19 protein-coding genes are annotated in these 24,337 nt (G+C 65.7%); 8 read left to right on the top strand and 11 right to left on the bottom strand.

The features are described from left to right. Positions 1-383: 383 nt before the first annotated feature. Genes A9513_RS09875 through A9513_RS09850 form a run of 6 tightly spaced genes read right to left on the bottom strand, consistent with a single transcriptional unit; the run spans position 384 to position 7,370 of the window. A complete protein-coding gene (locus tag A9513_RS09875; RefSeq protein ID WP_065084625.1) occupies positions 384-1,232 on the bottom strand; it encodes an alpha/beta fold hydrolase in 849 nt (282 codons plus the stop codon). Beyond that, on the bottom strand, positions 1,225-2,433 hold the full coding sequence (locus A9513_RS09870; protein WP_065084624.1) for an LLM class flavin-dependent oxidoreductase: 1,209 nt from the start codon (positions 2,431-2,433) through the stop codon (positions 1,225-1,227). Before A9513_RS09870 ends, A9513_RS09875 begins: the two co-directional genes overlap by 8 nt. After that, entirely contained in the window at positions 2,430-4,040 is a 1,611-nt protein-coding gene (locus A9513_RS09865) for an ABC transporter ATP-binding protein (RefSeq protein ID WP_065084623.1), read from the bottom strand. Before A9513_RS09865 ends, A9513_RS09870 begins: the two co-directional genes overlap by 4 nt. Then, positions 4,037-4,864 (bottom strand): ABC transporter permease, encoded by an 828-nt coding sequence (locus tag A9513_RS09860; protein WP_065084622.1) that lies wholly within the window; start codon positions 4,862-4,864, stop codon positions 4,037-4,039. The genes A9513_RS09865 and A9513_RS09860 overlap by 4 nt, the downstream gene beginning before the upstream one ends. Further along, positions 4,861-5,853 carry an ABC transporter permease gene (locus A9513_RS09855; RefSeq protein ID WP_037009305.1) on the bottom strand — a complete coding sequence of 331 codons (993 nt, stop codon included), beginning with the start codon at positions 5,851-5,853 and terminating at the stop codon, positions 4,861-4,863. The genes A9513_RS09860 and A9513_RS09855 overlap by 4 nt, the downstream gene beginning before the upstream one ends. Further along, positions 5,850-7,370, bottom strand: coding sequence for an ABC transporter substrate-binding protein (locus A9513_RS09850; RefSeq protein ID WP_065084630.1), 1,521 nt, complete (start codon positions 7,368-7,370; stop codon positions 5,850-5,852). Before A9513_RS09850 ends, A9513_RS09855 begins: the two co-directional genes overlap by 4 nt. A 443-nt stretch (positions 7,371-7,813) precedes the next feature. Between A9513_RS09850 and A9513_RS09845 the strand changes: the two genes are divergently transcribed. Next, the gene (locus tag A9513_RS09845) at positions 7,814-9,187 is read left to right on the top strand and encodes a tetratricopeptide repeat protein (protein WP_065084621.1); all 1,374 of its coding nucleotides are present in this window, start codon (positions 7,814-7,816) and stop codon (positions 9,185-9,187) included. Positions 9,188-9,241: 54 nt separating this feature from the next. Here A9513_RS09845 and A9513_RS09840 read toward each other — a convergent pair whose 3' ends face one another. Beyond that, a complete protein-coding gene (locus A9513_RS09840) occupies positions 9,242-10,240 on the bottom strand; it encodes a P1 family peptidase (protein WP_037009312.1) in 999 nt (332 codons plus the stop codon). Between the two features lie 412 nt (positions 10,241-10,652). Between A9513_RS09840 and A9513_RS09835 the strand changes: the two genes are divergently transcribed. Genes A9513_RS09835 through A9513_RS09805 form a run of 7 tightly spaced genes read left to right on the top strand, consistent with a single transcriptional unit; the run spans position 10,653 to position 19,641 of the window. Next, a complete protein-coding gene (locus A9513_RS09835; RefSeq protein ID WP_065084620.1) occupies positions 10,653-13,094 on the top strand; it encodes a TonB-dependent siderophore receptor in 2,442 nt (813 codons plus the stop codon). Between the two features lie 55 nt (positions 13,095-13,149). Then, positions 13,150-14,484: an LLM class flavin-dependent oxidoreductase gene (locus A9513_RS09830; protein WP_065084619.1), complete on the top strand. Its 1,335-nt coding sequence runs from the start codon at positions 13,150-13,152 to the stop codon at positions 14,482-14,484. Next, a complete protein-coding gene (locus A9513_RS09825) occupies positions 14,481-15,422 on the top strand; it encodes a 5'/3'-nucleotidase SurE (protein ID WP_065084618.1) in 942 nt (313 codons plus the stop codon). Before A9513_RS09830 ends, A9513_RS09825 begins: the two co-directional genes overlap by 4 nt. Beyond that, positions 15,419-16,450, top strand: coding sequence for an LLM class flavin-dependent oxidoreductase (locus tag A9513_RS09820; protein WP_065084617.1), 1,032 nt, complete (start codon positions 15,419-15,421; stop codon positions 16,448-16,450). Before A9513_RS09825 ends, A9513_RS09820 begins: the two co-directional genes overlap by 4 nt. Further along, complete coding sequence (locus tag A9513_RS09815) at positions 16,447-17,475, top strand: LLM class flavin-dependent oxidoreductase (protein ID WP_065084616.1); 1,029 nt, start codon at positions 16,447-16,449, stop codon at positions 17,473-17,475. The genes A9513_RS09820 and A9513_RS09815 overlap by 4 nt, the downstream gene beginning before the upstream one ends. Continuing rightward, positions 17,472-18,512: an LLM class flavin-dependent oxidoreductase gene (locus A9513_RS09810; RefSeq protein WP_065084615.1), complete on the top strand. Its 1,041-nt coding sequence runs from the start codon at positions 17,472-17,474 to the stop codon at positions 18,510-18,512. The genes A9513_RS09815 and A9513_RS09810 overlap by 4 nt, the downstream gene beginning before the upstream one ends. Further along, positions 18,502-19,641 carry an LLM class flavin-dependent oxidoreductase gene (locus A9513_RS09805; RefSeq protein WP_065084614.1) on the top strand — a complete coding sequence of 380 codons (1,140 nt, stop codon included), beginning with the start codon at positions 18,502-18,504 and terminating at the stop codon, positions 19,639-19,641. The genes A9513_RS09810 and A9513_RS09805 overlap by 11 nt, the downstream gene beginning before the upstream one ends. On the opposite strand, the gene A9513_RS09800 is transcribed toward A9513_RS09805, so the two are convergent. From A9513_RS09800 to A9513_RS09780, 4 genes are all read right to left on the bottom strand, one after another. Next, on the bottom strand, positions 19,642-20,718 hold the full coding sequence (locus A9513_RS09800) for a sigma-54-dependent Fis family transcriptional regulator (protein ID WP_065084613.1): 1,077 nt from the start codon (positions 20,716-20,718) through the stop codon (positions 19,642-19,644). A gap of 804 nt (positions 20,719-21,522) precedes the next feature. After that, on the bottom strand, positions 21,523-22,242 hold the full coding sequence (locus tag A9513_RS09790; protein WP_065084612.1) for a PA1136 family autoinducer-binding transcriptional regulator: 720 nt from the start codon (positions 22,240-22,242) through the stop codon (positions 21,523-21,525). After that, the gene (gene hchA, locus A9513_RS09785; RefSeq protein ID WP_065084611.1) at positions 22,239-23,117 is read right to left on the bottom strand and encodes a glyoxalase III HchA; all 879 of its coding nucleotides are present in this window, start codon (positions 23,115-23,117) and stop codon (positions 22,239-22,241) included. The genes A9513_RS09790 and hchA overlap by 4 nt, the downstream gene beginning before the upstream one ends. A gap of 260 nt (positions 23,118-23,377) precedes the next feature. Beyond that, the gene (locus tag A9513_RS09780; protein WP_065084610.1) at positions 23,378-24,256 is read right to left on the bottom strand and encodes a hypothetical protein; all 879 of its coding nucleotides are present in this window, start codon (positions 24,254-24,256) and stop codon (positions 23,378-23,380) included. Positions 24,257-24,337: the final 81 nt, after the last annotated feature.

Genomic DNA, 24,337 nt, shown 5'->3' with positions numbered 1-24,337 from the left:
TCGTGACGCGCTCTGTGGCGCTGAGTTCGTGATAGGACATGGGGCAACACCTTACCGAAATGGTCGGGTGTTGCACTCAGTTTTTGCGGCCGCCCAGGTAATAAAAACCGTGCTGAAGATACGCGTTAAAAAATCTCCTTACGACCAGTGTCTCGGGTCTTTGCTGATAGACAGACTTTCTCGCTGTCAACGCTACCGTCCCTGGGTTTTATGTAATGCCATGCAACGTTAACGGACCATGAACATGGCTGTCACAGACACGCCGATCTTTTACCTGTGAGTCGCGCGGATGCTCCCCATCAGGAACAGCTCCCCCCTAAACGGACACATGTATTGGCAACATTGGATTTCCTGTTGTGTGCCTATCCAGAACCAGTGGCGCTTCAAAAAGCGGCCAAAAGATCCCGAAGATGGCGATTTACGATGAGCGGCTTCTCCAGCATGATCTGATGACCACAGTCTTTAACCACCTCGAAATACGATCTGGAAAGTCGTTCATGAAGGGCTCGCGCATTTTCGGCAGGAGTCAGGCCGTCGCGGTCGCCACTGAGAATCCGTACCGGCAGACACAGTCGACCCAGCTCAGTTTCCGGGATCCAGATCGCCTGACTGACGAGAGCCTTGAAGACATCTAGCCGGTTGTGACGGGTCAGCCGCTCTTCATAAACGACCAGCGCCTGATCTGCATCGGGGTGCCATGCACGCTCGCGAAACCCCTTCGACAGGACGGGCCGGAACCACTCCAGCAGCCATGCCGGCAGCGACAGCAGGCCACCGCGTCCGAGCGGGCGACTGAGCTGGGTGCCCAGCAGCAGCGCCGAATCGATCAATGCGCCCTGACCCTGCCCCTGCAAGGCCAGCAGGCTGCTCACGCTCAGTCCGGTGCCGAATGAGTGTGCAGCAAGGATATTGCGCTCGCCGGCATGACGCCGCAGCACCGCTACCTGATCGGCCACCAGCTCATCCCACGCGTAGTCCGCCGCGCGCCGGGGCTTGTCGCTGGCGCCATGGCCGAGGAGGTCCCAGGCAACCAGGGTATAGCCCTCGGTCTGCAGCTCGCGCCACTGCTCGCGCCATTGGTCCTTGTTGCCGCCGCCGCCGTGGGCGAAGAACACCACCGTTTGCGGGTGGCGATGCCCCCTGCTGTACGCCAGGCTGATGTAGCGGCCGGGGCGGATTTCCACGCGCTCGCCGCGTACCAGCGGCAGGTCTTGCGTCCAGTGTTCAGCCATGCTCAGCAGTCTCCTTGCGATGGGCCAGGCCCAGGTGGGCGCGCAGGGTCCGACCACTGTAGCACCGCCGGAATACACCGCGATGCTGCAACTGGGGCACCACCTGCGCGACGAAATCGTCGAGGCCGCCGGGCAGGTATGGCGGCATGATATTGAAGCCGTCCGCCGCACCAGACTCGAACCACTCCTGCAACTGGTCGGCGACATCCGTGGCTGTGCCGGCGATTACGCGATGACCGCGGGCATCGGCGATGCGCTGGTACAACTGGCGAATGCTCAAACCCTCGCGCCGCGCCAGATCCAGCAACAGGTGCTGACGGCTTACACCAGACTCGGTAGGCGGCAGTTCCGGCAGCGGGCCGTCCAGCGGAAATGGCGACAGATCGAAACCGCCGGCCACGTCCGACAGCAACGACAGCCCCACCACCGGTTGCACCAGTTCCTGCAGCTGCGCGCGGCGCTCTTCGGCCTCCGCGCGGCAGGCGCCGAGGATCGGCAGCACGCCGGGCATCACTTTCAGCGCGTCCGGGTCGCGGCCATTGCGCGCCGCCCGTTGCTTGATATCGCGGTAGAACGCCTGGGCGCCGGTCAGTTCCGGCTGCGCGGTGAACAGCACCTCCGCATGCCGAGCCGCCAGATCCCTACCGACCTCCGAGGCGCCGGCCAGCACTTGCACCGGCGCCACACCAAGGGCCGCCCAGCGCTCGCGTACGCGCTGGAGGAAATCCTCAGCCATGCGGTAGCGACAAGCGTGCTCATAGTGCCGGTCGCGGCCGAAATTGCGCGCCTCTTCGGCATTGCTCGAGGTCACCAGGTTCCAGCCGCTGCGGCCGCCGCTGAGGGATTCGAGGGTGGCGAAGGTGTCTGCCACGTTCGCCGCGTCGTTGTAGGAAGAGGTGACGGTGGCCACTAGCCCGATGTGCCGGGTGCTCACCGCCAGATGCGCCAGCAGCGTCAGCGGCTCGAAATGCTCGGTGCGCGCCATGCGGCTCAGTGCCTCCAGTCGCCCCGGCAGCATGGCCAGGGTGTCGGAGAGGAAGATCGCATCGAGGCAACCGCGCTCGGCGGTGCGCGCCAACGCCCGGTAGTGCCCTACGTCCAGGCCGCCGGCAGCGTGCGCGCCGGGGTGCCGCCAGCCCGCCAGATGATGCCCGGTAGCCATGAGGAAAGCGCCCAGCGCCATCTGCCGTGGCGCCGTCATGCCGGTTCCTCCACGTCGCGCAGCGGGTGCGCGGCGAGCAGCCGGCGCGTGTAGTCATGTCGCGGGGCGCGCAGCACCTGTTGCGCCTCGCCCAATTCGACGATGCGCCCACTCTGCATCACTGCGATGCGGTCGCACAGGCGCGCCGCCACCTGCAGGTCATGGGTGATGAACACCAGGCTCAGGCCCAGGTCGCGCTGGAGTCTTTCCAGCAATTCCAGCACCTGCTGCTGCACCAGGGCGTCCAGCGCCGACACGCACTCGTCGGCCACAAGCACCTTGGGCTGTAAGGCCAGCGCACGGGCGATGCCGACGCGCTGCCGCTGCCCGCCGGAGAAGTCCCTCGGATAGCGCTCGAACGCAGATTCCGGCAGGCCAACCTGCTGCAGCAGTTCTCGCGCGCGGCGCTCTGCCTCAGCCGCCGTCACGCCATGGGCCAGCGGCCCCGCCATGATCTGCCGGCCGACCCGCTGGCGCGGGTTGAGCGAGGCCAACGGATCCTGGAAGACCATCTGCACCTGCTTTCGCAGCGGGCGCAGGCGTCGCTGCGAAAGCGGTGCCAAGTCCTGGCCACGCAGCAGGATATGCCCGCCGTCCGGCCGCAGCAGGCGCACCAAGGCGCGGCCGAGGGTGCTCTTGCCCGAGCCGGACTCGCCGACGATGCCCAGACATTCGCCGGGGCGTAGGCTGAACGAGACGTCGGCCAGCGCGTTGACACGACGCCGGCGCCACAAGCCCTGGCGACTGTCGTAATGCTTGTGCAGGCCGCTCACTTCCAGCAGCGGCGCGGCGTTCGTCTCGAAGCAGCAGGGGCGGCGCTGGCCGGGTACCAGCGCCGCCAGCAACTGGCGCGTGTAAGGATGCTGCGGAGCGTCCAGCACCTGGCGCAACGAGCCCTGCTCCACCGCGCGGCCCTTTTCCATCACCAGCACGCGGTCGGCGATGGCCTCCACCACGGCGAAGTCATGGGTGATCAGCAGCACCGCCATGCCCTTCTCGCGGCGGATGCGCCGCAGCAGGTCGAGCACCTGGGCCTGGGTGCTGACGTCCAGCGCCGAGGTCGGTTCGTCGGCGATCAGCAATGCAGGCTCCAGCGCCAAGGCGATGGCGATCACCACCCGCTGGCGCTGGCCGCCGGAGAGCTGGAAGGGATAGGCGTGGTAGAGGCTTTGCGGCTCTGGCAGACCGACGTAGCCGAGCAAATCGAGCACTCGCTCGCGGCGCTCCGAGGCCGATGCCACGCCGTGCGCGCGCAAGCTCTCGTCGATCTGCCGGCCAATGCTCATCAGCGGGTTGAGGGCGCTCATGGGCTCCTGGAAGACCATGGCGATGTCCTTGCCGCGCAGCTCGCGCATGCCCTCCTCGCTGCGTCCGGCCAGGTCCTCGCCGCGAAAGCGGATGCTGCCTGCCACGGGCGTCAGATGCGCCGGTAGCAGGCGCAGGATAGCGTTGGCGAGCATGGACTTGCCCGAGCCGGATTCGCCGACCACGCAGAGCACTTCGCCAGCCGAAAGGTCCACGGACACCCCATTCACCGCGCGGGCACGGTCGCCGCCCTCCGGCAGATCAATGCGCAGGTTGCATACTTCCAGCAGTTTCTCGCTCATGGGCGGCCTCCCCGGCTGCCGGTGGTCTGCAGCGATTCGCGCAACGCTTCGCCAATGCGCTGTACCGAGAGCACTGTGAGCAGGATCGCCACGCCCGGCAGCAGGCTCATCGAAGGAGCCTCGCGCAGCAGGTTGCGTGAAGCATTGATCATGTAGCCCCAGCTCATTGCTTCAGGGTCGCCCAGGCCGAGGAAGGCCAGCGCGGCTTCGGTGAGGATGGCGGCGGCAAGGATGAAGGTCAGGCTCACCAGCAGCGGCGACAGGCCGTTGGGCAGTATCTGTGTGAAGACGATGCGCGAGGGAGTCTGCCCCAGCACCAGCGCCGCCTGAACGAACTCTCGCTGGCGCAGGCTCATGAACTCACTGCGCACCAGCCGAGCCACCGGCGGCCAAGCCACCAGCGCAAGTGCCAGCACGACTGAGCCGACCGAGGGCTCCATCAACGCCACCAGTACGACGGCCAGAACGAGCTGCGGGATGATCTGGAAGCACTCCGCGAGACGCATCAGCACCTCGTCGACCCAGCCGCCGAAATAGCCGGCGATGGCGCCGATCAGTAGCGCGGGCAGCAGGGTGGCCAGCGTCGCCAGCCCCCCCACGGTCAGCGATGTGCGCGCGCCGTAGAGCAGCCCGGTGGCGACATCGCGGCCGAGCATGTCGGTGCCCAGCCAGTGGCCGGTGTCACTGAATGGCGGGATCAGCGGTCGCGCCAGCATCTCCCAGGGCGAGGCCGAGCATAGCCAGGGAGCCAGAATGGCGGCCCCAGCCAGGAGAATCAGGAAACTGGCAGCAAGAATGGCGCCGGGGCGCAACAGAGCTTTCATCGCACCTCTCCCGCCACGCCGATGCGAGGGTCAAGCAGGCGGCAGAGCAGATCGGTAAGGAAATTGAACGCCACCACCAGGCAGGAGATCACCAGGAACACCCCCAACAGCAGCGCATAGTCGCGCTGGCTTAGGGCGTCGTAGAGTAGCCGGCCGATGCCCGGCCAGGCGTAGACCACCTCGATCAGCAGCGCGCCGCTGGCCAACTGGCCCAGTTGCAGGCCAGCGAAAGTCACCACCGGCACCAGCGCATTGCGCAGCACATGGGCGAGCAGGATGCGTCCCTCGCTAAGTCCCTTGGCACGAGCCAGGCGCACGTGCTCCTGAGGCAGGATATCGAGCATGGCGCTGCGGGTCAGGTGCACGTACATTGCGAGGGACAGGAAGCTCAACGACAGACACGGCAGCAGCAGGTGGCCGAGGCGATCCGCCCACCAGTCCCAACCGTCCAGGTCGGCACCCACGCTCTGCATACCGAAGGCTGGCAACCAGCCCAACTGCACCGAGAACAGCAGCACCAGCAGCAGCGCAAGCCAGAACGGCGGCGTGGCAAACAACACCCAGACGGCACGGCCGATGAAGCGGTCCAGTCGGCCGCTGCCCTGCTGGCTACGTGCGGCGAGCACCCCGAGGGTCACCCCGAGCGTGAGCGACACGGCGAACGCCGAGCCCATCAGCAGCAGCGTGGCCGGCAGGCGCTCGGCGATCAGTTGCCAGACTCCTTCCTGGTTGCGGTAGGAGTAGCCCAGGTCGAGGTGGGCGATCTGTGCGAGGTAGCGCCACAGCTGCACCGGGAGCGGCAGGTCCAGGCCCATCTGGCCGCGCAGCCGGGCGATGTAGTCGGCATCGTCGCTGCCCGCCTCCCCCGCCATCAGCAGCGCCGGGTCGCCCGGTGCCAGGCGCAGCAGCAGGAAGGCGCCAATCAGCACCGCGCCGATAAGGGCGAGCGCACGCCCCAGGCGCGCGCTGGCGTACAGCAGCACATTCATTGCTTGGTGGGCTCCAGATAGACCTCGGCGTAGCTGTCGTTGAGGCTGGTGGCGCTGCGGATCAGGTTGTGCACGCGCTGCTGGTAGAGCGTGGGGAAACGCATCTCGAAGATCGGTGCGATCGGCAGGTCATCGTTGAGCTTGCGCTCCAGCTCGCCGTACACGGCCTGGCGCTGCGGGCCTTCGGGCGTATTGGCGACGCGCTGCCAGAGCGCATCGGCCGCCGCATCGCTGTAGCCGGTGATATTGGCGAAGGGCGATGTCTTGAGGATGTAGTCGCTGCGATACAGATAGGCGGTGGTCAGGTAAGGATCGCCAACCTGGAAGATGAAGTTGTAGGTCAGGTCGAAGTCCCAGTCACTGGCCCGCTGGTACCAGGTGGCGGCGTCGGAGGTCGCCACCTGTACCTTGATGCCCAGCGGCTGCAGTGCCTGCTTGGTGTACTCGGCCAGGCGTTCCCAGGCACCGCCCTTCTCGCCGTTGAGCAGGCGCACGCGCAGCTTGCTGACGTCCACGCCGGATTCGGCGATCAGTGTCTTGGCCCTGACCGGGTCATAGCCGTATTGTGGCAGCTTTGGGTCGTGGAAGGCGCCGAGGAAAGGGCCGGCTGCCACGCGGCCGGTGCCGAAGAAGATGTTGTCGACGATGAACTGGCGGTTCAGCGAATAGAGGATCGCCTGGCGCACCTTGGGGTTGTCCAGGCCCGGCTTTCGGGTGTTGATCTGCAGGAAAGCCAGCCCCGGGTACAGCTCGTAACCCTTCTCCGACGCGGCGACGCCGGGCAGCTGCGACAGGCGTTTGAGGTCGGCGTAGTCGGCATCGCCGCTGCGCAGCACCTGCACCTCGCCGCGCTCGAACGCGGCCGCGCGGGCGGCGGCGTCGGGTATGACGTGGTAGACGATACCGTCCAGGTACGGCAGGCCCTTGTGCCAATAGTCCGGGTTGCGCGCCAGGCGAATGTAGGCGCCGCGCTTCCACTCCTGGAACACGAACGGCCCGGTGCCGACAGGCTTGAGGTTGTACGGGTTGCTGCGGTAGTCGGTGCCGGCATACAGGTGCTTGGGCACGATGGGCCGCAGGCCGCTGCCCAGGGCCGAGAGCAGCGGCGAGAAGGGTTTCTTCAGCTGGAACACCACCTGCTCGGCACCCTTGGCCTGCACGCTTTGCACGTACTCGCCGAAGATGCTTGCCATGCGCTTGTCCACTTCCGGGTAGAAGTCGTTGAAGCTGAACACCACGTCCTCGGCGCTGAAAGGTTTGCCGTCGTGCCATCTCACCCCGGGCTGCAGGTCGAAGGTGTAGGTCAGGCCGTCCGCTGACACCGTCCAGCTGCGGGCCAGCACTGGCTGCGGCTTGAGATCGGTGTCGAAGGTGAGCAGCCCTTCGAGGATCTTGCCGCCGACGTACTGGGTGGCGACGTGGCTGACCACCGCGTGGGACAGTGACGGCGGCTCAGGCTGCGCCACCAGGTCGAGCTGGCCACCACGGGTCGGTTCCGCCACGGCGGCGCCCGCCATGGCCAGGCCGGCCGCCAGCAGGCCGGCGAGCAGCCTGACCAGGCGAGGACGTCGGGGCACATGGAGGAAGGTGGGACTGGGCATGGAAGCTCCTGCAGGATCAGCGCCGCGAATCGGCTTTGCAGGGGCTAGAGCAAGCGCTGTGCCATGGTCCGGCAGGCCCACCGCCACGGGGCTCACGGCACTCCGGCACAGGGCCGCTGGTGCAAATCACACAGCGCAGCTGGCGCATTGCCTGAAAAGCAGCAACCGGACCGGAGGAAAAGTGGCATGCACGGTGAATCCGGCTCTCTGCATAGTGGCAAGGAGCGGTTCGCGAACATCCTCGCTCCCACAAAAAGCGGGTGCTGTGGCGAACGGGCGCAGGCGCCCTGCGAGCTCGCCCAGGGCGACTGGCACAGGGATTGCGACTAGGCTGCATCTTCTATGTGGAGCAGCAGCGCATGACTCAGGACTATCTCGGAAACCCCATCGACAGCAAGCGCACGGACACCCGGCAGGCCATCGATGATTTCACCGGCGGTGTACTGGCCTACCAGACCCGCGCGGAAAACATCCTCGCCGGCGCCGAAGCCGACCCTGATTCGGTCTTGGCCAACGCCTTTGCCGGCCTGCTGATGATGTTCGCCGAATCACCTCAGGCACCCAGCCTCGCGGCGCGCCACCTGCAACGGGCCAGGGCGGCAGGCCCCGGGATACCACGTGCCGAACGCTACACCGCCCTGCTCGCGGCCTGGAGCGCGGACGATCTGCCCGAAGCGTTGCGCCTGAGCGAACAGTTGCTCGATGAGCACCCGCGCGACCTGCTGGCCGCCAAGCTTAACCAGTACTTCGAATTCAACCGCGGCAACGCTCCGGCCATGCTGCGCATCGCACTGAAGGCCGTGAAAGGCGCGGGGGACGTACCACAGGCCTATGGCATGCTCGCCTTCGCCTACGAGCAGTGCCACCTGCTGGAGGAAGCTGAAGCAGCGGCGCGCTATGCCCTGCAGTTGCTGCCGGGCGAACCCTGGGCGCAACACGCCCTCGCCCACGTGCTGCTGACGCGTGGCCGCATCGAGGAAGGCACGCAGTTCCTCGTGGATGCCAGCGCTGGCTGGCAGGGACTCAACTCCTTCATGTACACCCACAACTGGTGGCACCTGGCGCTGTTCCACCTGGCACGAGGCAATGACCAGCGTGTGCTGGAGATCTACGACCAGCACGTGTGGGGCGTCTTCCCCGAGTATTCCCAGGACCAGATCGGCGCTGTCTCGCTGCTGGCCCGCCTGGAGTTTGCCGGCATCGACGTCGGCCCGCGCTGGGAAGCACTCCTGCCCTACCTGCGCGAACGCCGAGCGGATGTCGTGCAGCCATTCCTCAGCCTGCAATACCTCTATGGCCTGGCTCGCGCCGGGCAGGAAGAAGCCGGTGAATTGCTGGAGGCGCTGCGCCAGCAGGCACGCAACGCGCCGGACTTCAGCCGCACGGTGTGGGCAGAAGTGACCCTGCCCGCCGCCGAAGGCCTGTACGCCCATGCCCGCGGCGAGTACGAGCTGGCAGCACGGCGGTTGGCACAGGCGTTGCCGCGCCTTGGCGAGATTGGTGGAAGCCATGCCCAGCGCGATCTCTTCGCGTTGATCGAACTGGAAGCACAACTGGGAGCTGGCGATTGGCTGGCGGTACAGCAGTCGCTGGAGCTGCGACGTCGCTACGACGCTCTGGACGTGCCTGGCAACCGTCACCTGGAGAAGGTCTATGCGGCACTCGGGCTACCCCAGGAAGCGGCTCGAGCGGCCCGGCGGGTGAAGCGGGCGCTCGACGAGCTGACCCGCTGATCACGGTCCTTGCAGGAGCGCCCCATTGCCCGCTCCTGCAAGGAAAGTCGGGAATCAGCGTTCTGAGCGAGCCTGGTACACACCACGAGCAATCGCGCGTGCCACGCAATCCGCCGCAGCCGATCCGATGCGCGACAGTTCCACCTGACGGCGCTGGCCTTCCACCAGTTCGACAGCGCCCGAAGCCATGGCGAACAAGCTATCGCCATCGAACGGCAGGTGTGCCGGGCGCACCGCACGGGCGATACCATCCTGCGCCATGATCGCCAGGCGCTTGCACTCGGCCGTGGTCAGCTGCGCGTTGCACGCCACCACCGCCAGCGTGGTGTTGGCTCCGGCCTGCAAGCGGCCCATGGAATCCAGCCGTGACAGCTCCGGCATCGGCTCACTGCAATCCATGCGCTGAGCAGGCACACGTCCGCCGAACTCGCCGCCCTGCTCCCAGGGCCAGGCCCAGAAAGTCTCGCCGTCGGGCATGTAGACGCTGCCGATGGGATTGGCCACCACCAGCGCGCCCACCAGCAGGCCGTCCCCCAGGTCCAGCGAGGCCGAACCCAAACCGCCCGGCAGCACACCGGCCATGGCACCGCGGCCGGCGCCAACTGCGCCGAGGGCGAACTCTAGGTCCAGGTTGGCCAGCGCCTCGCGGCCCAGTTCGCGGTACGGCGGGTCGATGCCCCACCCCTTGTCGCCACCATTGGCGAGGTCGTGCAGCACCGCCGCCGGAACGATGGGAATGGCCGGCGCACCCGCCTTCAGGTGCAGTCCGATATTGCGCGCCGATAGCTCCGCACTGACGCCATCGGCTGCACCCAAGCCGAATACCGAGCCACCGGAGAACACCAGCGCATGCAACTGCCCCACCATGTTCTCCGGCTCCAGCGCAGCGGACTCGCGGCCACCAGGGCCGCCGCCACGAATGTCCACGCTGGCAGTCCATACGCTATCTGGATGCAGCACCGTGACGCCGGTCTGCACGCGTTCATCGGTGGCGTGGCCGACCAGCAGGCCGGGGATATCAGTAATCAGGTTGCGCGGGCCGGGTCTGGGCATACGTCTCTCCAGGCAGCAAGGGAAAGCAGCGTCAGAGCAAGGCCTGTGCCAGCGTGTAACCAGACGACCGATCCCGCCCGCGCACTGGTTGCTGCAAATGCAGCATCGCGCCGTTGGGCACTCTCTCCAGGGCACCGGCTGGGTGAAAAGCAACAGCCTGGATCGGCTCTGCTGCAAACCCAGCAGGGAATTTCCAGCACTACCGGCAAACCACTGAAAGACAAGGCTTTTACAGACTGGCACAGCGCTTGCCTTGTCAGCGCCATGAGCTTGAGCCTGCCTTCCGACTGAACGCGACCAGTCCCTCCCAGCAACAAGCCGTTCGCCAACGCGGCCCCGATGCCGTCGACACGATAACCCGAAGCGGCTACCCAGACGGGCGCCAGCCGGGAGCAAACCTTGGAGCGTAACCATGACCGCAGTCACCCGTGCCCGGAGCGCATCGACCGCCCGCACGCTGTTCACCCATAGCCTTCTGTTCCTTGCCGTCACCCAGGCCCTGCCGGTGCTCGCCGCGGACGCCAGCGCCAACGGCAGCACCACAGACAACCGCCTGAGCACCGTCGTGGTAGTCGGCAACCGAGGTCAGGCGCGCACCCTGGCCGACAGCCCGGCACCAGTGGACGTCATCTCCGGCAAGCAGCTGGAAGCCACCGGCCAGGGCGACCTGACCCGCGCCCTGAGCCGCGTTCTGCCCTCGTTGAACCTGCCCGCTTCATCCGGCTTCGGCTCTACCTCCGTGGTCCGTCCGATCAGCCTGCGCGGCCTCAACGGCGACCAGGTGCTGGTGCTGGTCAACGGCAAGCGCCGACACAACAGTGCCCTGCTCAACAACGGCACCTACCTGAATTCCGGCTCGCAGCCGGTGGATCTCGATATGATCCCCACCGCCCTGGTGGACCACGTCGAGGTACTGCGTGATGGCGCCTCCGCGCAGTACGGCTCCGATGCCATCGGCGGGGTCATCAACGTCGTGCTCAAGCAGACTGACCATGGCGGCCGCCTGGCCACCACTTACGGCCAGAACTACGAGAACGGCGACGGCGAGACCGCTCGGCAGAGCGGCAACATTGGCTTCGAACTGGGCAATGAGGGCTTCGTCAACTTCGCCCTGGACTACAAGCACCAGAACGTCTCCGACCGCTCCGACAATGCGCCCTATACCGACTCCGCCGGCAACACCAGCCTGCAGCACACTTACTACGGCACCGGCCTGCCGAAAGTGGAGAACTTCAGCCTGGGCTACAACGCCGAGCTGCCGGTGAACGACGCGCTGACCCTGTACTCCTTCTCCACCTATACCAACCGCGAGTCGTCCAAGCCTCTGGCGTTCCACCAACCGGCGAGCTTCAACGGCATCCCGACGCCGTACCCCGAGGGCATCGAGGACAACCTGCGGTTCATCGAGAACGACTTCCAGTTCGCCTTCGGCGGCAAGGGCGAGGCGGCCGGCTGGGACTACGACCTGTCCACCACCTACGGCCAGGACCACGCCCGCGCCACGCTGACCGACACCTACAACCTCAGCTACGGCGCGGACTCGCCGACCAACGTCGACACCGGCGTGAAAACCTTCAGCCAATGGACCAGCAACCTCGACCTGACCCGCGCCTTCGACCTCGGCCTGGCGAAGCCGACGCAGATTTCCTGGGGCCTGGAGCATCGCTACGAGAACTACAAGATCGGCAAGGGCGAGTACGCCTCTTACGGCTACGGCGACTACCAGTACGGCGCCAACGGCGCGCTGATCGCCCCCGGCACCATCTCCGGCGCCGGCACGACCCCGGCTGACGCCGCCTCCAAAGGTCGCACCAGCTATGCCGGCTACGGCGAGATCGGTCAGGACTTCACCGACAAGTGGCACGTCGATCTCGCCGGGCGCTACGAGCACTACAACGACGGCTCGGGCGTGACCACCAACGGCAAGCTCTCCACCCGCTACCAGCTGACCCCGATCCTGGCCGTGCGCGGCACCGCCAGTACCGGCTTCCGCGCGCCGTCACTGGCCCAGCAGATCTACAGCTCGACCTCGCAGAGCAGCGTCAACGGCAACCTGCTGGACTACCGCAACGTGGCAGTGGATTCGGACGTCGCCAAGGCCCTCGGCGCGTCCACGCTCAAGCCGGAAAAATCCACCAACTACAGCGTCGGCCTGACCCTGCAGCCCACCCCGGCCAGCAGCCTGACCGTCGACGCCTACCAGATCAAGATCCGCGACCGCATCGCCCAAACCGGTTACCTGGGTGGCACCACCGCGATACGCGACATCCTGGTGGACGCCGGCCTCAACCCCAACCAGTACGTCACCTACTTCACCAACGCGCTGGACACCACAACCCGTGGCGTCGACATCGTCGGTGACTACCGCCAGGAGCTGGGCGCCTACGGCAGCATTCGCTACAACGCCGGCTTCAACTGGAATACCACCGAGATCGACAAGATCCACGCCTCGTCCGTAGCCCAGGCCGCGCTCGGCCCGGACGGCGGCTACGACCGCCAGCGCCAGGGCAACCTCAAGCATGGCCAGCCCGAATCGCGCCTGCTGCTGGGCGCCGACTGGAGCATCGGCCAGTTCGACGTGAGCCTGAACCTGACACGCTACGGCGAGTACACCCAATACGGCACCGCCGAAGTCTACGACCGCACCTTCGACCCGCAGTGGATCACCGACCTCAACGTCGACTACCACCTGACCCGCAGCCTGACACTCACCGCCGGGGCCAACAACCTGTTCAACGTCTACCCGGACCGTACCCACCTGCCCAGCAGCTCCGGCGCCTTCCCGTACGGCAACTTCTCGCCCTACGGCACCACGGGCGGCTACTGGTACACGGGCCTGGCCTACAACTTCTGACCCGGCGCAAGCCAGCGGGCGCCCTCGCGGCGCCCGCACGAACGGGAGACACTCCATGTCCCGCCGCACCGACCAGATCAAGCTCGGCGCCTTCCTCGCCAACAGTGGCCACCACGTCGCCGCCTGGCGCCACCCCAAGGCTCAGGCTGATGCCAGCCTGGACTTCGATTACTTCAAGCAGGTCGCGCAGACCGCAGAGCGCGGTCGCTTCGACGCGCTGTTCGTCGCCGATGTGGTCGCTCTCTGGGGCCACCACCTCGACGCCCTGAGCCGTACTGCGCGCGGAGAGCACTTCGAGCCGCTGACCCTGATGGCGGCGCTGGCCGCCGTCACCAGCCGCATCGGCCTGATCGCCACCGCCACCACCAGCTACAACGAGCCGTACCACATCGCCCGCAAGTTCGCCTCGCTCGACTACCTGTCCAAGGGGCGTGCCGCCTGGAACCTGGTCACCTCGGTGGTTTCGGACGAGGCCTGGAACTTCGGCCGCGAGGCGCACATCGACCACGCCGAACGCTACCGCCGTGCGGAAGAGTTCCACGATGTGGTCAAGGGCCTGTGGGACAGCTGGGAAGATGACGCCTTCCTGCGCGACAAGGCCAGCGGTCAGTACTTCGACCCGGCCAAGCTGCACGTGCTCAACCACCAGGGCGAGTACTTCTCCGTGCGCGGCCCGCTCAACGTGGCGCGCCCGCCGCAGGGACACCCGGTGCTGGTGCAGGCCGGCGCCTCGGACGCCGGCAAGGCGCTGGCCGCGCGCGTCGCAGAAGTCATCTTCGCCATGGCCGAGACCATCCCTGCCGCCCAGGCGTTCTACACCGACGTAAAGCAACGCGCCGCTGCGCTGGGCCGCGACCCGGATGGCCTCAAGATTCTGCCCGGCATTACCCCCTTCATCGGCCGGACCCGCGAAGAGGCACGCGAACTGTTCGAGGAATTCCAGAGCCTGGTGGACCCGGTGCTCGGCCTGCGCCTGCTGGCCGATACCCTGGGCGAGGACATCGACCTCTCCGCCCACGACCTCGACGGCCCGCTGCCGGAAACCCCGGTCGGCCAGCGCGGCAGCCGCCGCGACAAGGTGCTGGAACTGGCGCGCCACGAGGGCCTGACGATCCGCCAGCTGTACCTGCGCCTGGCCGGCGGCAACCCGGTGATAGGCACCGCCGAGGACATCGCCGATACCTTCGACGCCTGGTTCCAGGCCCGCGCCTGTGACGGCTTCAACGTGTTCTTCCCGTACCTGCCCGGCGGCATCGAGGTGTTCGTCGACGAAGTGGTGCCACAGTTGCAGGAACGCGGCCTGCTGCGCCGCGAATATGAGGGCGCGACCCTGCGCGAAAACCTCGGTCTGGTGCGGCCGGCCAACCGCTTCGCCGGGAGCGCGGCATGAGGTTCGCTCCCCTGTTACTGGCCGCCGGCTGCGCCCTCGCGCAACCGGCGTTCGCGCTGAACATCCTGCTCAGCAATGACGACGGCTACCGTCACCCGAACATTCGCGCGCTATACAGCGCACTCAAGGCCGATGGGCACAACGTGCGCATCGCCGCGCCCTACAGCGACCAGAGTGCTCGCGGCGGGGCGTTCTTCTTTGGCCGCGAGACGCAGGTCGGCCGTGACGACGACCCGGCCTATCCGGACAGCTACTACCTCACCACCACCGAAAAGGGCCAGTGCGAAAGCACCAGCTGCGCCGGCCAGCAAGTGGACATCCGCATCAGCGGCACGCCGGTCATGGCGCTGCTGCTGGGATTGGAGAAGGTCCTGCCGCACCCGGATCTGGTCATCGTCGGGCCCAACCCCGGCAACAACCTGGGCGCCCTCAACAGTGCCTCGGGCACCTTCAACGCCGCAGGCGTCGCGGTGCTCGCCGGTGTCCCCGCACTGGCGGTCAGCGTCGACCTGAAGGAACAGGACAGCCCCCGTATCGCCGCCATCGTCACCCGCCTGGTGGACGCGCTGGACAAGCATCGCCAGGCCGACGGCGCGCTGCTGCCCAGGGGCGTGGGCCTGAACCTCAACCTGCCGCCGCTGGCGAAACTCCAGGGCGCGCGGCTGACCCGCATCGGCAGTTACGTGCCTTTCCACGCCCTCTATACCGACGACCTTGGCAAACTCGACGCCAAGCTTGCCGGCAAGCCGGGCATCGGTTTCGCCTGGTCGCCGCCGCCGAACGCGAGCAACGTCGAGGACGAAGCGGTGTGGGTCGCCAAGGGCTATCTCACCCTCAGCCCGTTCAACGCCCTGCCCGGCACGCCGGCCGCGAGCGAAGGCCTCGGCGCCGCTCTGGCGCCACTGCTCGGGCAGATCGACCAGGAGCGCCAACCATGAGCTACCACACTCAGCACCGAACCTTCCGCCTGGGCTTTCTCAACCGCGTGTATGCCCCGCAGTTCGAGCCGCGCCTGTACCAGCAGACCCTGGAGCTGTTCGAAGCCGCCGAGGAACTGGGCTTCGACAGCGGCTGGCTGGCCCAGCACCATTTCGCCAGCGAGAATGGCCGTCTGCCCTCGCCGCTGGTGCTGCTCAGCGCCGCAGCCGAGCGCACCCGGCACATTCAACTGGGCACCGGTATCGTTGTGCTCAACCAGGAGAACGCCCTGCGCCTGGCCGAGGACGCCTCGGTGCTCGACCTGCTCAGCCAGGGCCGCCTGCAACTGGGCCTGGGCGCCGGCTTCGACCCGGACAGCTTCGCCGCCTTCGGCCAAAGCCTGGAAGGCCGCCACGCCCAGTACGACCTGCGCCTGGAACGCCTGCGCCAGGCCCTGGCCGGCGAGCCGCTGAATGACGACGGCCGAGTGCTGCGCCCGGCGGCCAATGGGCTGGATCGCCGCCTGTGGGAGGCCACCTCGCGCGTCGAGCAGGTCGCCGAGCGCGGCAACGGGTTGATCCTCGCGCCCAACCCCACCGTCGGTGCCGAGCCGCGTCCCCAGGTGATCGAGCGCTACCGCAAGGCCTGGAATCCCGTCCATTCCGGCACGCCCCGCGTCGCCCTGGTGCGCGCCGTATTCCCCGGCGCCGATGCCGCGGCGCAGGGCTCGACCCTGCGCCGGGACATCCTCACCTACGTCGAACGCCAGCGACGCATCGGCATTGGCCATGCAGACCCGGCACAGGGGTTCGAGGCAGTGCTCGACGCTCTCGGCGTGCTCTATGGCGACCCGGCGAAGATCGCCGGACAACTGCTCACGGACGCCCCGCTGGGCGCCGATGACCAATTGATCGTCCAGGTGCAGACAACCTCCACCGGCTTTGCCGAAGCCCTGCGTCATCTGGAAATCGTCGCCCGCGACATCGCCCCCGCGCTAGGCTGGCAACCACGCCCGCAGCGCACCCTTGCACAGGAGATCCCGGCATGAGCGCCCCGAAACCGCGACAGCCGTTCAAGCTCGGCTTCCTCACCCATGCCTTCGGCAGCGACCCGCGCCAGGTCTACCGCGACGTGCAGGAACAGTTCGAATTTGCCGAGGCGCTGGGCTTCGACGGCGGCTGGATCGCCCAGCACCACCTGAGCGGTGGCTTCGGCCAGTTGCCCTCGCCGCTGCTGCTGTTCGCCAACATCGCCGCGCGCACCCGGCGCATCGAACTGGGCACGGCTGTAGTCACGCTGCCGCTGGAGGATGCATTGCGCCTGGCAGAAGACGCCGCCGTGCTCGACGCACTGTCCGCCGGACGCCTGCAACTGGGCCTGGGCAGCGGCGGCGCCAACCTGGACATGTTCAACGCCTTCGGCCGCAATGCGCAGCGCCGCCAGGACGATTTCCAGCAGGCCCAGCGCGCCTTGCAGGCCGCCCTGCTCGGCGCGCCGCTGCCCGGTAATGCGCAGCTTCGCCTGCATCCGCCGGCAGCAGAACTGCGGGAACGACTCTGGCATTCCCACGGCAGCGAATCCGGTGCGGCGTATGCCGCCGAGCAAAGTAACGGCCTGCTGCTGGGGACCGCCACTCATGATCCGTTGACGGTGCAGAAGCCGCTCGCCGACGCCTACCTTGGCGCCTGGCAGGATGAAACGCGCCGGCCCCGCATCGGCGTGGTGCGCGCGATCTTTCCCGCCGAGGACAAGGCGCAGTCGCGCGCGGAATTGGCACCGGACATCGAGTTGCACATACCCCGGCTGATCCGCGAAGGCCTGATCGACGAGGCGGCCGACCTGGACAGCCATCTGCGCCTGCTCAACGTCCACTACGGCCATCCCGAGGAGGTGATCATGAGCGTGCGCAACGACCCGTCGCTGCTGCCCTATGCGGACTACTTCATCGCCGTCGTGCAGTCGGAAAGCTCCACCCAGGCCCAGGTGCTGCGGCGTCTGGAGCAACTGGCGCGGGACATCGCCCCGGCGCTGGGCTGGACGCCCTCCGGCCAGGCGCTCGCGGTGACCGGATGAGCCTGCGCTTCGCCTGGAAACTCAGCGCCAGCAGCACTCGGCGCGGGCTGAACTGGCAATCGCAGCCGGCGGAATGGGTGCAACTGGCCCAGGCCGTGGAGTACGCCGGTCTCGATGACCTCTATCTGCCCGGAGGGCCGAACCAGCCGGACAGCCTGATGGTCGCCGCCGCGCTCTGCGCGCATACCCGCCGGCTCGGGCTGACTCTCAGCCTACCGGCGGAAGCCATGCTCCCCGCGGCGCTGGCGGCAACCCTGCAGAGCCTGCAATCACTGTCCGCAGGACGAGTGCGCCTGCACCTGCCCGACAGTGATCGCGGCAGCCTGCGCCGGGCCTTCGGCGAGGTGCTCAACCGCGACCAGCGCCACGAACGCATCGACGAGTTCCTCGACATCCTGCAACGATTGCTGCACGCCCCGGCCACGCCACTGGACCACAACGGCCGCTACTTCCACCTGGAAAATGCCGGCCTCGGCCTGCGCGATCTACCGCCTTCGCCGTTACTTCTGGATGACACCCTGGGTACGGAACGCATCGCCAACCGCGCGGATGTCTGCTTCGTACAGGGCGACGACATCGGGCAACTGGGCGAAACCATCGCTCGCTTGAACCAGGCCGCACTGGCTGCCGGCCGCACGTTGGGTTACATCGCCAGCTTCGGGATCATTGCCCGCGAGAGCGAGAACCAGGCGTGGAACGAAGCCGCCCGGCAGGCGCAGTACTTCACCGCGCCGGCCAGGGGCAAGCGCCGCAGCGCCGATGCGAGCGTGGTCGAATTGCTCGCAGAGCGAGCCGAGCATCCCGCCCGCCGCAGAGAAATCCACCCGAACCTTTGGCTGCCCGCGCCCGGAGAGTCGCCCGTGCTGGTGGGCAGTTACCCCCAGGTCGCCAGCCGGCTGCGCGAATTGCGCGGCGCCGGCCTCAATCAGATTATTCTGCAGGCGCCCAACGCGGTGCGCGAGGTTCTGCGCTTCGGCGAACGGATCCTGCCGCTGCTGCGCGACGAAACTGAAAAGGACACCCGGATTGGCCGCTGACCCCAAACGCAAGCGCATCGAGATCGACTGGTTTCTGCCCACCAACGGCGACGGCCACCACCTCACCAGCAGCGGCCTGCCCAAGGTCGGACTGTTCCAGCAGGGCGAACGCGCACCGACCCTCGACTATCTGCGCCAAGTGGTGCGCGCCGCTGAGCAGGCGGCCTTCGACGGCATCATGGTGCCCACCGCCAGCGGCTTCGAAGACCCCTGGCTGATCGTCGCGCTGATGGTTCAGGAAGTGCGCCGACTGAAGTTCCTGCTGACCCTGCGCCCCGGCGTCGAACTGCCCGCCTATACAGCGCATAAGGCCGCCACCCTGCAACAGCTCAGCGACAACCGTTTGCTGCTGCACCTGGTCAGCGGCTCCAGCCGCTTCGAGCAGCGCGCGCTAGGCGACTTCCTCGAACACGACGAACGCTACGCCCGCAGCGCCGAGTTCCTCGACGTGTTCCGCGCCACCTGGGCCGGACGCGAGCACCACGGACGGTACTACCGCACCGGCAGCCCGGTGCCGATTCCCCGGGAGGCGGCGTTGCCACCGATCTGCTTCGGCGGCGCCTCGGACGTCGCCGAGCGCATCGCCGCCAGCCACGCGCAGAGCTACCTGATGTGGGGCGAACCGCCGGCGATGATCCGCGAGCGCATCCTTCGCATGCGCGAGCGGGCCGCGGCCCATCGCCGCGAGATGCGCTTCGGCCTGCGCTTGCACGTGTTCGCCGCCGCCGATTCACGGCAGGCCTGGGCCCACGTCGGACGCCTGCTCGACGAGATTCCCCGCGACGCCATCGAGCGCGCCCAGCAACAATTGGCGGCCTATGAATCGGTGGGGCAATCGCGGCAGATCAGCCTGACCCAGGGCCGCGCGCACAACGTGCGTGACCTGGAGGTTTCACCGAACCTCTGGGCTGGTGTTGGCCTGGTGCGCGGGGGCGCGGGCACGGCGCTGGTGGGCAGCTACGCGGAGGTCGCCGAGCGTATCGAGGAATATCATCAGTTAGGCGTCGACACCTTCATCCTCTCCGGCTATCCACACCTGGAAGAGGCGATCCACCTGGGTGAGGAACTGCTGCCGTTACTGCGCCGCGACGCTGCCACGGCCACTTCCCGGCAGCGCCGACGCGACTGATCACGCCTTGGCTCGGCCTTTGAGCAGGCCGTGGTTGACCAGCAGCGTGCGCATGGCGTTGCGGCTGATGCCCAGCAGTGCGGCGGTGCGCAACTGGTTGAAGCCGCAATGGGCGAACGACTCTCGGACAATGAGGTCTTCGAGGTCGTGCAGCAGGGTTTCCCCCGGCACGTCAAACAGGCGCAGCAACTGGTCGCGGATTATCTCCTGCGGCAATCCGGTCGGCGCGCCCGAGCCCATCCGCTGCCCTGACAGCGCGGCGGAAAACTTCAGATGTTCGGGGCGCACCACCTTTTCCCCTGCCACCAGCAACGCGAGGTGCACGACGTTCTCCAGCTCGCGGATGTTACCCGGCCAGGCATAGTCCAGCAGCGCGCTGACGGCGGCCTCGGAAAACATTGGCTCGGCGATTTTCAGGCGCTGGGCGTAGAGCCGGCGGAAGTGCTCCACCAGAGGCATGATATCCAGGGGGCGCTCGCGGAGCGGCAGCACGCGGGCCTGGGCGACGTTGATGCGGTAGAACAGGTCGAGGCGGAAATTGCCGGCGTCTACCGCCTGCTCGAGGTCGACGTTGGTGGCGGTCACCAGGCGGATGTCCACCTTGATCGGCTTGCGCGAGCCGACTCGGACGATCTCCTGCTCCTGCAAGGCGCGCAGCAACTTGACCTGCAGCGGCATCGGCAGGTCACCGATCTCGTCGAGGAACAGCGTGCCGCCATCGGCTTCTTCGAACCAGCCTGCGCGGCGCCCTGTGGCGCCGGAAAACGCACCGGCTTCATGGCCAAACAGCTCGCTCTCGGCGAGGCTTTCGTTGATCGCGCCGCAGTTCACTGCGACGAACGCGCCTTTGCGCCCGCTAGAACTGTGAATGTAGCGCGCCACCAGCTCCTTGCCAGTGCCGGTCTCGCCGTTGATCAGCACGGGCACCTCGCTGGGGCCGACGCGGTCGAGGAACTCCAGTAACTGGCGCGAGCGTGGATCGGAGAATACCAGCGCCTTGGCGCGAATCGACAGCGGCTGCTTCTCGCCCTGCGGCAAGGTCAGCACGGGTGTCGCGCCCCAGGGGGATTGGCTCATGGGTCCTGCTTGTAGCCTGCCTTAGATGAGAGTGCCACTTTATCGCTCATCTCTTATAACCATAAATATCTAAATCGCATGAGGTCATAACCCGCGATGCCCGACGCAGAGCGGTTCATCGAAATCTGGCTATTTTCGGTCTTTTGATCCCTGGGAGCACTTTGGTTGGAGTTTTTATATGCCTAACCATTAGAAATTTTCGGCCACTTAAAACCAAAAGGCCACTCAAACACCTGGAGAGGTAGTTGTTGAGGTTGTTGCCCCGTCTATGGAGATGCGGGGACAACGGCGGTTTCACAGGCTGATCGCCACCCTTCCAGCCAGAATAATGACCGCGTCGCGCGAGGTGCCTCTCACGGAATAGCCAGCACGCAAGGAGAACCCCGGGACAACTGGCGACTCGCACAGAGGGGGGCACGACAACGCTCAGCGGTGCGGTGAGACCAAGGGTGCAGGTAGAACACGGCCACAAAGAGCAACGGAACCGAGTCAGCACGAAGGACGCCACCCATCGGGATCCGTATGAGGCCCTGCGCCAGCAGTGTTCCTGCGTAGGATGGCCGCCATTCGACGGCAAATTGTATCCACGGGTTGGACTTGTTCGATGGTGTTAATGGTATCGGGCAAGACAAAGCGTTGGGACGACGGCTCGTACAGGAAGCGGCAAAGGAAGTGGTCGATGGCGCGTTGAAGCGACTCCCAGAACTGGACGCTCACTGACATCCACTTTGCGTCGGTAGCGGCCTCTCGTAGGGGCATGAAGCTGACCTGGCCATAGGGCACACGCCCTCTTCTTGTGGCCTGTTAGCCCTCCAAATCACCGTTTCGCATGGCAAAAGTTATGGCCTGGGCAGTCGTTGCAACGCCAAGACGGCGGCGTGCCGAACGCAAATGGTTTTCCACCGTACGTTCTGACAGACCAAGAGTTGCGGCAATATCCGCCTGCCGTTTTCCAGCAGCAGTCCAAGCCAGAACTTCGCGCTCACGTTCGGAAAGCTTCCTGAACACCTCGCCAACTGGCGCCTCGAGCAAGCGGCGTGCGGAGAAGAATGCGGCCCTGGCCACAATGCTCAAGGCCAGGCGAGCCCTGGGAGTCGATTCCACTTGCTCCCCGCCAAGACTCATGGCGCCTTCGAGCCCCAGGGGACCGTATACGGGTATTTGCATCCCATGAACCCCGGGGCCCGTTGGCGTGCGTACCACCCGGTAAAGCTCGCCGCCATTGCCCTTCACCTTGCTCCAGAAAAAGGGCTCACAGGACTCAAGGATATGACGGGTCACCGGACAATGCCGGACATAGGTCTGTGCGTCGACCGTAGCCTGGTCATCGAACCAGTTCCCCTCCACCCAGTAGACGCGCTCGACTACTTCGTCCCGTGCGGATGTCGCGGAGAACAGGACAAAGCGGTCGTAACCAAAGGGCATGGCAAAGGCGCGGACCGACTTCTGGATCGCCGAAAGCGTCTGTGCACTCTCTATCGCAAGGACGACTCGAAATGCCGCCTCGGCCACGCTCTGAGTCACCCCGCAGCAACCTCATTCAGCAACGCGGCGGCCGCAAGCTTGCCTAGGGCGTTGCCCGCGAGCGGGCTGTCACCAGTGAGCAATTTTCGGTCCTGGTGGGTTGCACCCGAGATGCCCTTGTTGATGATCTCAAGGCCGAGCGCCTGAAGTTCTTCACCGAACTTCCAGGTCAGATGGCCAGGCATGTAACCGATGTCAGGGGTCTTCGCGTCAAGATCATCGGGGAACGCGCAGATCTTGTAGCCGTTGTAGATGCAGGTATCCCGGCTTTCACCGAGGCCTGCCGCGAGTAGAGCCGCAGGGCCATGACAAAGGGTGATCACGAACTTGTCGTTGGCCACAGCCCACTGAAGGACTTTCTTCACGTCTTCGCTCTCAGGCAGACCAATCAAGGCCCCGTGCCCGCCTGGAATGAACACGCCGATATAGTCGGAATCCTCGCCCAGCTTCTGCTCGATCACATCAGCCAGCTTGAGCGGAGTCTTGAACTGATTGCGATACTTGGCGTATTGCCCTTTTACCTCGGCATCTTCGGAGGGCATGGCCCAGAATTCGAATTTGACCGGGTTTCCGGATAGGGTCGCGATGTCGAAGGCAAACCCAGCTTTATCCAGGTGGTACATGGGTAGCAGAGTCTCTACGGGGTGGTTTCCTGTCGAGAACATGGTGCCGTTGTCCGTCAGCAAATAGCGCTCATCGGCTCCGATCATCAGGACCTTCCAACGCCCGCCGCGATAGGGGTTCGCATAGTCGGCACCACTAAGGTCGGATTTGGGTGACGTGAACTGGCTGAGCGAGTACGGCGAAGGGAAGAAGGCATTGTCCTCGGCAGGGTCAGGGGTCGGACGCTTGTCGTCGGTCGGTAAGATAGCCATGGTTTTTCTCCGTCGATCGGGTCGATTACCTCGAGCAATGCTAGGGAAGCGCAACACCGCCAGACAATGAGGGATTTCCCTCAACGCCCACGCCGAATCACACGAGGCGGTTGAGCATCTGGACTGCAATCGGTAAGTCTAGCCGCCCAAGTGAGCCTCCTTCAGACTGAAATCTGCCCGTCGCGACCAGCAGAAGCCGACCACTACCCGCCATCTACAGAGGGCAACTGTGGGGCGGTAGCTGCCATCCCCCCGCAGAATCAGAGCACAGCCGTACCTCGATCCAAGAAGCATTCGAACCCACGAGCCCACACCTTGAATCGCACGCGCGTTCCCTCTTGCGCCCAAAACAGCGTGTAGGTGTGTTCGCTGTCGTCCCGATAGGTAGCGGAGACGTTCATGGAGTTCAAATGCCGGCGTGCAGCTTCCAGGTCTACTGCCACATTGCCGACCGTGTAGATCTCAAAGGATTCACGGTTGCCATTCGACTGCGAGATGCAGTGACCGAAGCCGTCGAAGGAGTAGGCCTGGACTCTACTCAGCAGCTCAAGAAGTTCGGTTAAGCCCATTCCGAAAATCGACGCAGCTCCCATTCTCTGAATGAAGGCAGCAGGCTTGCCTCCCAGCTCATCGAAGTAATGCGTGATCAAGGGGCCGAAGACATCCGCCATAAATGCCTGGTTACGGCCAGTGAAAGGGACTTTCCTCACCTTCGCTGGAGCTATGCTTCCGAGCTGCACCTTGGTGGGCCGCTGAGCGAACGAAACACATTGACCGTGATACTCGCCCGGCTCGAACACGGCGTAAAATGTGCAGGTTTTCTCATGGTCATCCGCTGTCATCGCCGTCAGGGCTGATGTCCCCCTGTAGATAGAATGCCGTCCATCTTCGGCCTGCATCCTCATGACGCAATAGCGCTCGCATCGGGACTCCTTCCATTTAACCAATACTCGGCCCTCGGGCAGGAACAGATCGGGCGATGGCCTCAGCGGGGGCTTCGTCATCAGTGCGGCGCTCGCTTCGAAAGCCTTTCTGGATACTTTCTTGAGGCCGATGAAGTGATACCGCGTGCCACCGTCATCGGCAGATTCGCTTAGCACTGTCTGCGTAGCGCCGAGGTGCACCAGGGCGGGAATCAATCACAGAGGCGGGTCGATCCTTCCGGCGTATCCCGCAATCGCAAGCGAGGTACCCTCGCGCTCCAAGCATTCGATGTCAAT

This window comes from Pseudomonas sp. AU12215 (assembly GCF_001675465.2).
GTDB lineage: Bacteria > Pseudomonadota > Gammaproteobacteria > Pseudomonadales > Pseudomonadaceae > Pseudomonas > Pseudomonas nitroreducens.
This window is presented reverse-complemented; position numbering and strand designations above follow the sequence as displayed.

Excerpts from the sequence above, each read along its gene's own strand:
- A9513_RS09840 (WP_037009312.1), bottom strand. The coding sequence starts at position 10,240 with ATGCCCAGACCCGGCCCGCGCAACCTGATTACTGATATCCCCGGCCTG.
- A9513_RS09860 (WP_065084622.1), bottom strand. The coding sequence starts at position 4,864 with ATGAAAGCTCTGTTGCGCCCCGGCGCCATTCTTGCTGCCAGTTTCCTG.
- A9513_RS09835 (WP_065084620.1), top strand. The coding sequence starts at position 10,653 with ATGACCGCAGTCACCCGTGCCCGGAGCGCATCGACCGCCCGCACGCTG.
- A9513_RS09870 (WP_065084624.1), bottom strand. The coding sequence starts at position 2,433 with ATGACGGCGCCACGGCAGATGGCGCTGGGCGCTTTCCTCATGGCTACC.
- A9513_RS09820 (WP_065084617.1), top strand. The coding sequence starts at position 15,419 with ATGAGCTACCACACTCAGCACCGAACCTTCCGCCTGGGCTTTCTCAAC.
- A9513_RS09815 (WP_065084616.1), top strand. The coding sequence starts at position 16,447 with ATGAGCGCCCCGAAACCGCGACAGCCGTTCAAGCTCGGCTTCCTCACC.
- A9513_RS09810 (WP_065084615.1), top strand. The coding sequence starts at position 17,472 with ATGAGCCTGCGCTTCGCCTGGAAACTCAGCGCCAGCAGCACTCGGCGC.
- A9513_RS09865 (WP_065084623.1), bottom strand. The coding sequence starts at position 4,040 with ATGAGCGAGAAACTGCTGGAAGTATGCAACCTGCGCATTGATCTGCCG.
- A9513_RS09875 (WP_065084625.1), bottom strand. The coding sequence starts at position 1,232 with ATGGCTGAACACTGGACGCAAGACCTGCCGCTGGTACGCGGCGAGCGC.
- A9513_RS09800 (WP_065084613.1), bottom strand. The coding sequence starts at position 20,718 with ATGAGCCAATCCCCCTGGGGCGCGACACCCGTGCTGACCTTGCCGCAG.
- hchA (WP_065084611.1), bottom strand. The coding sequence starts at position 23,117 with ATGGCTATCTTACCGACCGACGACAAGCGTCCGACCCCTGACCCTGCC.
- A9513_RS09825 (WP_065084618.1), top strand. The coding sequence starts at position 14,481 with ATGAGGTTCGCTCCCCTGTTACTGGCCGCCGGCTGCGCCCTCGCGCAA.
- A9513_RS09830 (WP_065084619.1), top strand. The coding sequence starts at position 13,150 with ATGTCCCGCCGCACCGACCAGATCAAGCTCGGCGCCTTCCTCGCCAAC.
- A9513_RS09850 (WP_065084630.1), bottom strand. The coding sequence starts at position 7,370 with ATGGCGGGCGCCGCCGTGGCGGAACCGACCCGTGGTGGCCAGCTCGAC.
- A9513_RS09855 (WP_037009305.1), bottom strand. The coding sequence starts at position 5,853 with ATGAATGTGCTGCTGTACGCCAGCGCGCGCCTGGGGCGTGCGCTCGCC.
- A9513_RS09845 (WP_065084621.1), top strand. The coding sequence starts at position 7,814 with ATGACTCAGGACTATCTCGGAAACCCCATCGACAGCAAGCGCACGGAC.